Consider the following 13,594-nt stretch of genomic DNA (forward strand, 5'->3'; position numbering starts at 1 on the left):
GCGTTACTCTTTGTCCGCCGGGGTAAGGCTCACGGAAGAGAGGTAGTTCAGCAGGGCAATATCATTTTCCACACCCAGCTTCATCATCGCTGATTTTTTCTGGCTGCTGATGGTTTTGATGCTGCGGTTCAGCTTCTTGGCGATTTCTGTGACCAGGAAACCTTCAGCGAACAGGCGCAGCACTTCACTCTCTTTCGGTGACAGGCGTTTATCGCCATAACCGCCAGCGCTGATTTTCTCCAGCAGGCGCGACACGCTTTCCGGGGTAAATTTCTTCCCTTTCTGCAGCGCAGCCAGCGCTTTCGGCAGATCCGCCGGTGCGCCCTGTTTCAGCACGATACCTTCGATATCCAGATCCAGCACGGCGCTCAGAATGGCCGGGTTGTTATTCATGGTCAGAACGATGATCGAGATAGCCGGGAAGTGACGCTTGATGTACTTGATCAGGGTAATGCCATCGCCATACTTGTCGCCAGGCATGGAGAGGTCAGTAATCAGTACATGTGCGTCGAGTTTTGGGAGGTTATTGATTAACGCTGTGGAATCTTCAAATTCACCGACAACATTCACCCACTCGATCTGCTCAAGCGATTTGCGAATGCCGAACAGAACAATCGGATGGTCATCGGCAATAATTACGTTCATATTGTTCATGTATTAGGCTACCTTGCTACAGCAAGCTTTTGACGTAAGCGTCAATGTCGCTGATGTATTTTTCTGTCGATGGGGCATCGTTCTCACGAATGTGATGCTCCAGGGTTTCACATAACTGCTTGCCGGGTACCAGATTGAGCATGGCGAACACCCCTTTCAGGCGGTGCGCCGTCTGTGCCAGCGCAGCAAAATCACTGGTTGCTGATTCAGTATACAGTCTCTTCACATCGTCCGGTACTGTGTCCACAAACAGCGCGTAATAGCCGCTGGCGTGGAGCTGGGCGTTTTCATCACCCCCTAACGGGGATTCAGGCAGTTCCTCCTGCGCCAGTTGCTCCTCGATGAGCTGCATCACTGCTTCCTGCATGGCATTACTGATATTGAAGTTTACCCGTAGCTGGCCGGGGCCAATACGACGTACACCGTTCTCATCATCGCTTAAAAGCAACCCTGAGGCAGTAAGATTTGACGGATTATCCGTTAAAAAGATATCAAAGGCTTGACTGGATAACCGCTCGTCAGGGGTGATGCAACTGGCCCCCCAGTGCTCAAGCTGGCGCGTAACGATGTTGCGTACCTCGTTGGAGGTGACATCCACCATCGCCACTACGTCGTCCAGCAGGCGCTCGTCCTGCTCTTCGTCCTGCGGTTCAGCGGCCATTTTCACATGCAGTGAATAGCGCGTACCCAGCTCCTGGCGCGATTTGATATTAAGATGCCCGCCAAGGCGACGCGCCAGCTGGTTGCAGAGATAGAAGGTCAATCCGTTGGCGTGACCATAGCGATCTTCGCTGGTCTCGTTGAGGAACGGGAAGTGCAGATTATCGATTTCATTATTATTGATGCCGTCGCCGGTATCGAGCACCCGGAACGTCAGGCGATCGCTGGCGGATTCATCCGCGCTGATCTCAAGCGTAATTTTGCCGATGTGGGTGGTGGTCACCGAATACTGAATCAGCATCAGCAGAATTTTGCGCAGCGCCTCGCGGTCGCCGTGGCGCTCTTCGTTGCGGGAGAGGTGATTATTGATGAACAGCTGCAGCCCTTTACGCTTAATCACCGGCAGCACTTCCGGCACCACTTCATCAATCAGATCCTGAATGGCGAAGCTTGATGAACTGGTTTTCCAGCTCTCATCTTCCAGCATGTTCAGCAGCTGGATCTCATCCACCAGCCGCACGATGGTATCCGCTTTCTGCGCCATCACCTGGGTTTGCGGGGTATTCAGAGCGGTTAACCCTTCGGCGAGCTGCTTCACCGGCAGCTTCAGCGCCGCGCCAATATGATGCATGAAGGCCGTCCGGCCCTGTTGATTCTTCTCGTAGAGCCGCTGCGCCTGCTTCAGCTTCTTGTTAACCAGGATCTCGCGGTCCTGATCGCGAATGATAAAGATCTGGGTGCGCGGCAGGATCTGGCTGCGGAACTGACGGATTTCATACAGTTCATTATTAATAGTGGCCTGAATCACGCCCTGATGCTGATCCGCCATGGTGGTGATGTTCTGCAGATTAAGGTGCGGCAGCAGGTGATCGGCAATTTTGTTGCTGATCACCGTGCGATTCGCTTCCTGATCGTGCACCAGCAAACCCACCGGCAGCAGGGCGACGATCTCTTCGTTCAGGGCGCGCAGCAGGTGCAGTTCGTTGTTATTCGCCATGGTGGCAGGCATTTCCGCCTGACGCACCGGCTGATGACGAAACGTGGTGTAGCCGAATACCGCCAGCCCCAGCAAGCCGATATTGAGCAGCAGCGGCAGCAGGATATTCTGCAGCGTATCCATCAGCAGGGTGCCGAACGGCACTTCCCACACCAGGCGCAGGCCGGTGCTGTCCACCAGCGAGCTAATTTCAATGCGTGAGCTGTTGAAGTGGATGCGCACGCTGTCCGGATCGCCTTTATCCGCACCCGAGCCGGCAGGCTGGGTGTCGCTCTGGTCGAGGCGGAAGCTGTCCAGCGTCATTCCCGGCGGAATCAGGTCGTTAATCGGCAGATCGAACGCAACCACGGTCGCCAGATGACCCGGCTGGTTGAAGGTGGTACGCAGCGTGAAGTAGTGGCCATTCTGCCAGGCCAGGCGGCGCAGGGGAGAGAAGCTCTCGCGCTCGTCAAGGGCATTAGCCTGCTGAAGCATTTCGGCGCGGCGGGAATCGACGATGTTGCTCACCGTTGATTCTTTAAAGCCGGACGCCAGATCTTTCAGCGGCAGGGTAGAGACCAGGATCATGCTGTTGTCCTGGCCGTTCAGGTAATACATCGACCAGGGCACGTTTTCGGCGCCCCACAGGGTGTCGAGATAGTTCGACATCCGCTGGGTCATCTCAAGGGTGGCGCTGTCGTGAGAGCCGAAAATCAGCGCTTCGGTTTTACGCCGCGTTTTTTCGAGGTAGTAGACGTCCTGCTTCAGGCGAGTCTCCTGCAGGCCATCCGCCGCGTTGCCGCTGCTTGCAGCCGCAATGTTGTCATAGATCTGCCAGGTCGCGTAGCGCCAGGTATCCACCCGTTTATGCAGCGCATGGGTAATGTCCACCACCTGATAGCTTTTGTCTTTCAGCCAGGCGTTAACGGCGCTCTGCACCATTACACCCATAGTCACCAGCAGAACGATGATCAACAAAAGAAAGAAACGGGTAATGCTACCCGGCATCAGTGAAAACTTGTTGGGGATCATTGTGTCAGATTGACTCATTGTTGTGTGTAACTCACTTTAACAACGCCATATAAATAGAGACGAATTCAACCAGGTGTGGCGGCTGAAACTGCTTTTGTAGGCTCTTCCTGAGCGGATGCGATATCGCTCGCTGGGCGTCGATCTCACGTCACGTCCTGCCGGGCAGGTGTACTACTACGCGAGTATCGCAAAAAAAGCAGTATAAAGCGAAATGAATGATTTTCCAGGCGAATAGCGTTAAGACAAGGCCCGGCGCGGGAAAATGTCCGCAACCGGAGACGCTGCATTGTCACAACGGGAGAGAGAAATTAGTGCAACGCAGCGCTGAAAAATAAATCAGCGAAAAAATATAGTTCACCGTAGTGACGGTTAAAAATAGCGCTAATAATAAATCAAAGGCAAAAAAATACCGGATGCGAACATCCGGTAATAATAGGGGTAAACAGACATTCAGATTCGAATGACGGTAATAAATAAAGTTAATGATGATAGCGGGAGTAATTTTAGTCGGCGCTTTACAAATGCGTTTGGCAATCAGTGCGGTAAAGCATAAATTTACCTATCTTGATGTTTTTAATGAGTTACTGAAATTTTTTGATCATCCGTGCGCATATTTTTAGCGATTCGTGCTTTAATAAGTTCCCTTCTATTAACCTTTTGTTACACCGTTGCGGATATATGAAACATCTTAAAAGTTTTCGTATCATATTCCCGTTGGCTTTGTGTTTTAAATTTCATAAGAATTGGGATTGCCGACTGATTACAGGGTTAATCAGTAAGCAGTGGCACATAAAAAGGCATATAAAAAGGCATATACAGAGGGTTAATATAATGAAAGTTAAAGTTCTCGCGCTGTTGGTACCAGCATTGCTGGCAGCAGGCTCCGCGCACGCGGCTGAGATTTACAACAAAGACGGCAACAAACTGGATCTGTTTGGTAAAGTCGATGGCCTGCACTACTTCTCTGATGACAAGAGTGCCGATGGCGATCAGACCTACATGCGTATCGGCTTCAAAGGCGAGACCCAGGTTAATGACCAGCTGACCGGTTACGGCCAGTGGGAATACCAGATCCAGGGCAACACCTCCGAAAGCGACAACGACGCCTGGACCCGTGTGGCCTTCGCCGGTCTGAAATTCGCTGATGCCGGTTCTTTCGACTACGGTCGTAACTATGGCGTTATCTATGACGTGACCTCCTGGACCGACGTACTGCCGGAGTTCGGCGGCGACACCTACGGTGCAGACAACTTCCTGCAGCAGCGTTCTAATGGCGTGGCAACTTACCGTAACACCGACTTCTTCGGTCTGGTGGAAGGCCTGAACTTTGCTCTGCAGTATCAGGGTCAGAACGGCAGCGCTCGCGGTGAAGACGACACCGGCCGTGGCGTCCTGAAACAGAACGGCGACGGCTTCGGCGGCTCTGTGACCTATGATATCGGTCAGGGCTTCAGCATTGGTGCGGCAGCAGCCAGCTCCAAACGTACTGACGACCAGAACAACCTCAACGCAGGCCGTGCGGATGAGATCTACGGCAGCGGCGATCGCGCTTCTGTTTACAGCGGCGGCGTGAAATACGACGCGAACAACCTCTACCTGGCAGCCCAGTACTCCCAGACCTATAACGCCACCCGTTTCGGCGGCGACAGCGATTCTGACGCATTCGGTTTTGCTGACAAAGCGCAGAACTTTGAAGTGGTTGCTCAGTACCAGTTCGACTTCGGTCTGCGTCCGTCTGTGGCATACCTGCAGTCTCGCGGTAAAGACATCAGCAACGGCTCCATCAACTACGGCGACCAGGACCTGGTTAAATACGTTGATGTTGGCGCGACTTACTACTTCAACAAAAACATGTCCACCTATGTTGATTACAAAATCAACCTGCTGGACGACAACGACTTTACCCGTGCCGCTGGCATCGGTACCGACGACATCGTGGGTGTAGGCCTGGTTTACCAGTTCTGATTCGACGGTTGTCATGCGAAAGGGGCCTCTGGCCCCTTTTTTGTTTTTCTGGTCACCCAAAAAACCGTGTACGCTGTCGCGCACGAATAATGAGGAATACCGATGCGACTCCGCTACTCTCTCTTTTTACTGTTAACGCTGATGCTCGCTGGCTGCGATCGCGCGGCGGAAAATGCGCCGCTGGTACTGGAAGGCAAAACCATGGGCACCTCCTGGCGGGTGAGCCTGGCCGGGGTCGATGCGCAACGCACGCCAGAACTACGCCGTCAAATCCAGGCGCAGCTCGATGCCGACGATCGCCTGCTCTCCACCTGGAAAGATGACTCGGCGCTGATGCAGTTTAATCACTCGACCAGCACTGCCCCGTGGCCCGTCGATGCGGCGATGGCGGATATTGTGACGCTCTCGCTGCGCATTGGGCACAAGATGCAGGACGCGATGGATATCACCGTTGGCCCGCTGGTCAATCTCTGGGGATTTGGCCCCGATAAACAGCCTGTCGCCACGCCCGATGCGGCACAGATCGCCGCCGCCAGGGCTCGCACCGGCTTACAGCATCTGCGGGTGATCAACGCCGCTGACAGCCAGTGGCTACAAAAAGATATCCCCGATCTCTTTGTCGATCTCTCCACCGTCGGCGAGGGGTATGCCGCCGATCATCTGGCGCAGCTGATGGCGCGTAACGGCATCAGTCGCTATCTGGTCTCGGTCGGCGGGGCGCTGGTGAGCCGGGGGATGAATGCTGAAGGTAAGCCCTGGCGTGTAGCCATTCAGAAACCCACGGATCGTGAAAATGCCGTGCAGGCAGTGGTGGATATCAACGGCCACGGCATCAGCACCTCCGGCAGCTATCGCAACTACTATGAACTGGACGGCAAACGCCTGTCGCACGTCATCGATCCCGCAACCGGGCGCCCCATCACCCATAAGCTGGTCTCCGCCACGGTGATTGCCCCTACAGCGCTGGAAGCGGATACCTGGGATACCGGTTTTATGGTGCTCGGGCCGGAAAAGGCGCGTGAAGTTGCACTGGCGCAGGGGCTGGCGGTCTATCTGATCAGCAAAGAGCAGGATGGCTTCTCGGTCTGGATGTCCCCGCAGTTCAAAAGCTATCTGGTGGATGCCGGGAATTAAAAAGCAAGATTTCGGGTGTGGTGGAGCAGGCAGCCTGCCAGAGTGAGGCTACCCTTTGAGGAGGAGCCGGACATGAAAACTATTGCTACCCCACAATCTGAACGGCGCTGGCAGGCGGTGCTGGCCCGGGATACCAAAGCCGATGGCCGCTTTGTGTTTGCCGTGAATACCACCGGTATCTACTGCCGGCCCTCCTGCCGGGTACGCCATGCGCGGCGGGAAAACGTGCAGTTTTTTGACAGCCCCGATGCGGCAGAAGCGGCGGGGTTCCGGCCGTGCAAGCGCTGCCAGCCGGACCGCATCCACCCTGACCAGCAGCGGGCGCAGCGCATTGTCGAAGCCTGTCGCATTCTGGCTGCCAGCGAAATGCCGCTTACCCTGAACGCCATCGCCAGTCAGGTCGCCATGAGCCCATGGCATTTTCATCGTCTGTTTAAATCCGTAACCGGCCTGACACCAAAAGCCTGGCAGCAGGCGCTGCGTGCCGGGCGGGTGCGCAGCGCGCTGCACGGCGGTGAAACGGTGACCCGCGCCATGCTGGACGCCGGTTTTCAGACCGGCAGCAGCTTCTATCATCAGGCCGATACCGCGCTGGGCATGACGGCGCAGCAGTATCGTCGCGGTGCGCCGGACCTGACGGTGGATTATACCGTCGCCCCCTGCGTGCTGGGGCTGTGCCTGGTGGCTCGCAGCGCGCGTGGGATCTGCGCGGTGCTGCTGGGGGAGGATGAAAACAGGCTGCGCGATGAGCTGGCGCAGCTGTTTCCTCATGCCACCCGGCTCGACGCGGACGCGGCGTTCAATCAGCAGGTGGCGCAGGTGATCGGCTGCATTGATCACCCGCAGCTGGCCTGCGAGTTGCCGCTCGATATCCGCGGAACCGCGTTTCAGCAGCGGGTCTGGCAGGCGCTGCGGGCCATTCCGCCGGGCGAAACCCTGAGCTATCAGGCGCTGGCACAGCGTCTCGGTCAGCCTGGCGCGAGCCGGGCGGTGGCAAGTGCCTGTGCAGCGAACCGGCTGGCGCTGGTCATTCCCTGTCACCGGGTGGTGCGCAGCAGCGGGGCGCTCGCGGGCTACCGCTGGGGCACCGAACGTAAAGCCATGCTGCTGGCCCGTGAGTCAAAAAGTAAGGAGGAGTAATGCTCGATCTGTTTGACGGAGAAGAACCCTGGCAGGAGCCGCTGGCCGACGGCGCGGTGGTGCTGCGCCGCTTCGCGCTGGCCGATGCCGGTACGCTGATGGCGGGTATTGAGCAGGTGAGCGCTTGCTCCCCGTTTCGCCATATGGTGACGCCGGGCGGGTATACCATGTCGGTGGCGATGACCAACTGCGGCACCCTGGGGTGGGCCACCACCCACGGCGGCTATCTCTACGCCACGCGCGATCCGCAGACCGGCCAGCCCTGGCCTGCGATGCCCGACGCGTTTCGCGCCCTGAGCGATCGCGCCTCGGCGGCGGCGGGCTATGCTGGTTTCACGCCGGATGCCTGCCTGATCAACCGCTATGCGCCGGGGGCGAAGCTGTCGCTGCATCAGGATAAAGACGAACCGGATCTCGGGGCGCCCATTGTCTCGGTATCCCTGGGCCTGCCAGCGGTGTTTCAGTTCGGCGGGCTGCGGCGTAATGACCCCATCAAACGGCTGTTGCTTGAGCACGGGGATGTGGTGGTGTGGGGCGGGGCGTCGCGCCTGTATTATCACGGCATTCAACCCCTGAAACCGGGCGTGCATCCGCTGACCGGCGAGTACCGCTATAACCTGACGTTTCGCGCCGCCGGGGCGGGCGAATAAAAATAAGAATTATTCTTGCCGTGAAACGCGAGCCGTTTAAACTGCGGGCTGAATTTTTCTTATTGGATAGCCCCGTTTTATGGATCTCTTGCTGCTTGTCTGGCGCCAGTATCGCTGGCCTTTTTTGATGGTGATGCTGCTGAGCCTGCTCAGCGCCGCGCTCGGTATTGGCCTTATCGCGTTTATTAATCAGCGCCTGATCGAAAACGTCGATATGTCACTTGCCGTGCTGCCGGAGTTTCTCGGTCTGCTGCTGCTGCTGATGGCGATCACCTTAGGCTCCCAGTTAGCGCTTACTACGCTTGGCCACCACTTCGTATTCCGCCTGCGTAGCGAATTCATCAAGCGCATCCTCGACACCCCGGTTGAGCGCGTGGAGCAGCTCGGCAGTGCCGCACTGCTGGCGGGGCTGACCAGCGATATTCGCAATATCACCATTGCCTTTGTACGCCTGCCGGAGCTGGTGCAGGGCATTATTCTGAGCATCGGTTGTGCGGCCTACCTGGCGCTGCTCTCCACGAAAATGCTGCTGGTGACCACTATCTGGCTGGCAATCACCATCTGGGGCGGCTTTGTGCTGGTATCGCGGGTCTATCGGCATATGGCGATCCTGCGCGAAACCGAAGACAAGCTTTACAAGGATTACCAGACGGTGCTGGAAGGGCGTAAAGAGCTGACCCTCAACCGCGAGCGTGCCGGCTGGATTTTCGACCAGATCTACACCCCCGACGCGAAAGAGTATCGCCACCACATTATTCGCGCCGATACCTTCCACCTGAGTGCGGTGAACTGGTCGAACATCATGATGCTCGGTGCCATCGGGCTGGTGTTCTGGATGGCAAACAGCCTCGGCTGGGCCGATACCAACGTGGCGGCTATCTACTCCCTGACGTTACTGTTCCTGCGCACGCCGCTGCTCTCTGCGGTGGGGGCGCTGCCGACGCTGCTTACCGCCCAGGTAGCGTTCAACAAGCTGAACAAATTCGCCCTCGCGCCTTATCACCCGGCATTTCCGACGCGCGGTGAGAAGCAGACGTGGCAGACGCTGGAGCTGCGCGATGTGGTGTTCCACTATGCGGACAACAGCTTTGGCGTCGGGCCGATCAATCTCACTATCCAGCGCGGCGAGCTGCTGTTCCTGATTGGCGGCAACGGCAGCGGGAAATCCACGCTCGCGATGCTGCTCACCGGGCTGTATCAGCCGGTATCCGGCACCATTCTGCTGGATGGCGAACCGGTTACTGCCGCGACGCTCGATGACTACCGGGCGCATTTCTCCGCGGTATTCACCGACGTCTGGCTGTTTGACAAGCTGCTGGGCCACAACGGGCAGGAGGCGCGACCGGAGCTGGTGGCGCAGTGGCTGGAGCGGCTGAAGATGAGTGAAAAGCTGACGCTGGAGAACGGGAAGATCCTCAACCTGAACCTGTCAAAAGGGCAGAAGAAGCGCGTGGCATTGCTGCTGGCGCTGGCTGAGGATCGCGACATTATTCTGCTGGATGAGTGGGCTGCCGATCAGGACCCGCACTTCCGCCGCGAGTTCTATCAGGTGCTGTTGCCGCTGATGCAGGAGATGGGCAAAACCATCTTTGCGATCAGCCATGACGACCACTATTTCATTCATGCCGATCGTCTGCTGGAGATGCGCAGCGGCCAGTTGGCAGAATTGCACGGAGAAGAGCGCGCCCTTGCCAGCCGCGACGCGGTGGCGCGTACCGGGAGCTGACGGGGCGCAGGGTGATACACCCGCCAGTCCAGTAGGGCGGGTAAGTTCGCGCACCCGACGTGAGCATCAGACTTTACCGCTTAAGCGCTGGTGGAAATCGCGGCTACGCAGGTCGAGGCCTTGGATGGTCACCGTTGCATCATGACGCGCATAGCGGGTTTCAATTGCATCCAGCATCGCTACGGTAGAGGCGTCCCAGATCTGGGCGTGGGTCAGGTCGATAGTGACCTGCGCCGGATCGTCCGCATAGTTAAAGTGTTCGAACAGGTCGTTGCTGCTGGCGAAGAACAGCGGGCCGCGCACGGTGTAGCGCACGCTCTGTCCGTCCGCGGCCAGTTCGCGCTCGGCGCGCACCACATGCGCCACGCGGCGGGCGAACAGCACCATCGCAAACACCACGCCGCCGGCCACGCCAATCGCCAGATTTCCGGTTGCCACCGTTGCGGCCACCGTCACCAGCATCACCAGGGTTTCCGGCACCGGCATATGCTTCAGGGTGGCGGGCCTGACGCTGTGCCAGTCGAGGGTTTTCACCGCCACAATCATCATAATGCCCGCCAGCACCACCATCGGGATCTGCGCCATGATCTCGCTCAGTACCGTTACCAGCAGCAGCAGGACCAGCCCGGCGGCAACGGTAGAGACGCGGGAACGCGCTTTACCCAGCCCGACGTTAACAATGGTCTGGCCGATCATCGCGCAGCCGGCGATGCCGCCATAGAAGCCGGCAAAAATATTCGCTACCCCGAGGCCCCAGCATTCGCGGCGTTTGCTGGACGGGGTGTCGGTGATCTCATCCACCAGCTTGGCGGTGAGCAGCGATTCCATCAGGCCGACAAAGGCAACGCTCAGGGCGCACGGCCAGATGATCTGCAGGGTTTGCAGGTTTAGCGGCACCAGCAGCTCGGTCAGCCCTGGCAGACCCGGCAGCATCGGCCCTTCGTCGCCCACGGTGGGCGTCAGCAGACCGAAGCCCATGGTGATAGCGGTAACCGCCACGATAGCCACCAGCGGGGAGGGAACGCTTTTCGTCACGTAAGGCAGGCCGAGCACGATGACCAGCGTCAGAGCAAACAGCCCCCACACCAGCGGTGACTGGCCCCAGATATGCGGCACCTGCGCGAAGAAGATAAGAATGCCGAGGGCATTAACAAACCCGGTCATTACCGAGCGCGGAATATAGCGCATCATGCGCGCCAGGCCGCAGACGCCAAACAGGATCTGGATAATGCCCGCCAGCACGACCGCTGGCAGGATGTAGCCCACGCCGTGCTGATGCACCATCGGGCCAATCACCAGCGCCACCGAGCCGGCAGCGGCAGTCACCATCGCCGGGCGACCGCCGAGTACGGACATCGCCAGACACAGCACCACCGAGGCGATAAGGCTGACTTTCGGATCGACACCGGCAATAACGGAGAAGGAGATCACTTCCGGGATCAGCGCCAGGGCAGTGATCACGCCAGCCAGGGTCTCTCTCACCAGCAGACGTGGCGAACGCAGGACGGTAGCAACCGCAGCGATATTGTTTTCAGACATATTATTTTCGCAGGGAGTGGGTAGTTATCAGTCAATATTGCCGCAGTGAAGGCAACGAAGAGGCCGCGCTGGCGCGGCGCGCGTTATCTTACAAGTCTGCAACAAATCACGCTACTGTTATCTGTGTCACAGTTTTTTGGCGCTAAAAGTGCATTTATCGCTATGTCCATTAACAGGATTATTGCTTTTATATCAGTTCATTAGCGCAATCACTTTCAGGCTCAGCCGCAAATACGTATAAAAACAACGGATTAACAACTTAAGACAAATATTAATTTAATTTTTAAACATTATTTCAATCTTTTCCTGGTAGTGTTAACTTTAGCCCCCCTTAAGTATGGAAATGTCAGCGTATCCAGGCCGCGCGTGCGCGTGGCTGCGGCGACAACTTTCACCTGCAAAGACCATATAAGCGCCTGAATAAGGCCAGAAGAAAGCGATAAGGCTATGAATATGAAAAACTTATCTGCCATTCTCTTCGCGGCAGCGATGGGAACCGGACTGTTTACCGGAATGGCTAACGCAGCGCAAGAAGAGCAAACCGACGTTCTGCTCATCGGCGGCGGCGTCATGAGTGCCACCCTCGGCACCTACCTGCACGAGCTGGAGCCGGACTGGTCGATGACCATGGTTGAGCGCCTGGACGGCGTGGCGGAAGAGAGCTCTAACGGCTGGAACAACGCCGGTACCGGCCACTCTGCGCTGATGGAACTGAACTACACCCCGCAGAACTCCGACGGCAGCATCAGCATCGAGAAAGCGGTTGAGATCAACGAAGCCTTCCAGATCTCCCGTCAGTTCTGGGCGCACCAGGTCAACCTGGGCGTGCTGACCAACCCGAAAACCTTTATCAATACCGTACCGCACATGAGTTTCGTGTGGGGCGATCAGAACGTGAACTTCCTGCGCGCGCGCTATGCCGCTCTGCAGAAAAGCTCCCTGTTCCGCGGCATGCTCTACTCTGAAGATCACGCGCAGATCAAGCAGTGGGCACCGCTGGTAATGGAAGGTCGCGACCCGAACCAGAAAGTCGCTGCCACCCGCACTGAAATCGGTACCGACGTTAACTACGGCGAAATCACCCGTCAGCTGGTCGCCTCTCTGAAGAAGAACGATAAGTTCGATCTGCAGCTCAGCACCGAAGTGCGCGGCTTCAAGCGTAACGACGACAAGTCCTGGACTGTGACCGTTGCCGATCTGAAAAACAACGAGCAGGAACGTACCATCAAGGCGAAATTCGTCTTTATCGGTGCGGGCGGCGCGGCGCTGAAACTGCTGCAGGAAACCGGTATTCCGGAAGCGGAAAACTACGCAGGCTTCCCGGTCGGCGGTCAGTTCCTGGTGTCTGAGAACCCGGAAGTGGTTAACCGTCACCTGGCGAAAGTCTACGGTCAGGCTTCCGTGGGTGCGCCACCGATGTCGGTTCCGCACATTGATACCCGTATGCTGGACGGCAAGCGCGTCGTTCTGTTCGGGCCGTTCGCGACCTTCTCCACCAAGTTCCTGAAAAACGGTTCCCTGTGGGATCTGATGAGCGCGACCACCACCTCGAACTTCATGCCGATGGTAAACGTAGGCCTGGATAACTTCGATCTGGTGAAATACCTGATTAGCCAGGTAATGCTGTCTGACGACGAGCGTTTCGAAGCGCTGCAGGAATACTACCCGCAGGCGAAGAAAGAAGACTGGCGTCTGTGGCAGGCGGGTCAGCGCGTGCAGATCATCAAACGTGATGAAGAGAAGGGCGGCGTGCTGCGCCTGGGTACTGAAGTAGTCAGCGACAAAGACGGCACCGTTGCCGCGCTGCTGGGTGCATCACCGGGCGCGTCTACTGCGGCACCGATCATGCTGCACCTGATGGAAAAAGTGTTTAAAGACAAGGTTGCGACCCCAGAGTGGCAGGCGAAGCTGAAAACCATCATCCCGTCTTATGGCACTAAGCTGAACGGCAACGTTGAAGCCACGGAACGTGAACTGGAAAACACCAGCCGCGTACTGGGCCTGAAATACGAAGCGCCGAAAGCGGTCTCTCCGGCGCCGAAGCCGGAAGGCAAAATGCCGGACCAGGAAGTTAACGCGGTATCTGATATCGCGCTGTAACTGACAAAAAACCCCGCT

Annotated in this window: 9 protein-coding genes; 6 read left to right on the forward strand and 3 right to left on the reverse strand. The window is 57.2% G+C overall.

Going from position 1 to position 13,594, the window contains the following annotated elements; genetic code table 11:
- Nucleotides 1–3: 3 nt before the first annotated feature.
- Both rcsB and rcsD read right to left on the reverse strand, forming a co-directional pair.
- Nucleotides 4–654, reverse strand: a complete 651-nt coding sequence (gene rcsB, locus ET34_RS0106885) for a response regulator transcription factor RcsB (protein ID WP_031520632.1) — start codon at nt 652–654, stop codon at nt 4–6.
- Nucleotides 655–670: 16 nt separating this feature from the next.
- Nucleotides 671–3,340, reverse strand: coding sequence for a phosphotransferase RcsD (gene rcsD, locus ET34_RS0106890; RefSeq protein ID WP_152548360.1), 2,670 nt, complete (start codon nt 3,338–3,340; stop codon nt 671–673).
- Nucleotides 3,341–4,153: 813 nt separating this feature from the next.
- Here rcsD and ET34_RS0106895 point away from each other — a divergent pair.
- The 5 genes from ET34_RS0106895 (at nt 4,154) to ET34_RS0106915 (ending at nt 9,937) form a co-directional block, all read left to right on the forward strand.
- Nucleotides 4,154–5,287 (forward strand): porin OmpC, encoded by a 1,134-nt coding sequence (locus tag ET34_RS0106895; protein WP_031520635.1) that lies wholly within the window; start codon nt 4,154–4,156, stop codon nt 5,285–5,287.
- A gap of 102 nt (nt 5,288–5,389) precedes the next feature.
- Complete coding sequence (apbE, locus tag ET34_RS0106900) at nt 5,390–6,421, forward strand: FAD:protein FMN transferase ApbE (protein ID WP_035890946.1); 1,032 nt, start codon at nt 5,390–5,392, stop codon at nt 6,419–6,421.
- Between the two features lie 72 nt (nt 6,422–6,493).
- A complete protein-coding gene (ada, locus tag ET34_RS0106905) occupies nt 6,494–7,561 on the forward strand; it encodes a bifunctional DNA-binding transcriptional regulator/O6-methylguanine-DNA methyltransferase Ada (RefSeq protein WP_031520639.1) in 1,068 nt (355 codons plus the stop codon).
- Entirely contained in the window at nt 7,561–8,211 is a 651-nt protein-coding gene (gene alkB / locus ET34_RS0106910) for a DNA oxidative demethylase AlkB (protein ID WP_031520640.1), read from the forward strand. The genes ada and alkB overlap by 1 nt, the downstream gene beginning before the upstream one ends.
- 79 nt (nt 8,212–8,290) lie before the next feature.
- Nucleotides 8,291–9,937, forward strand: a complete 1,647-nt coding sequence (locus ET34_RS0106915; protein WP_031520642.1) for a multidrug ABC transporter permease/ATP-binding protein — start codon at nt 8,291–8,293, stop codon at nt 9,935–9,937.
- 66 nt (nt 9,938–10,003) lie between these two features.
- Here the strand turns inward: ET34_RS0106915 and ET34_RS0106920 are convergent, their stop codons facing one another.
- A complete protein-coding gene (locus ET34_RS0106920; protein WP_031520644.1) occupies nt 10,004–11,476 on the reverse strand; it encodes a SulP family inorganic anion transporter in 1,473 nt (490 codons plus the stop codon).
- 453 nt (nt 11,477–11,929) lie between these two features.
- Between ET34_RS0106920 and mqo the strand changes: the two genes are divergently transcribed.
- Nucleotides 11,930–13,576: a malate dehydrogenase (quinone) gene (gene mqo / locus ET34_RS0106925; protein WP_031520645.1), complete on the forward strand. Its 1,647-nt coding sequence runs from the start codon at nt 11,930–11,932 to the stop codon at nt 13,574–13,576.
- The last annotated feature ends 18 nt before the right edge of the window (nt 13,577–13,594 follow it).

The organism is Siccibacter colletis (assembly GCF_000696575.1).
Classification (GTDB): Bacteria; Pseudomonadota; Gammaproteobacteria; order Enterobacterales; family Enterobacteriaceae; genus Siccibacter; species Siccibacter colletis.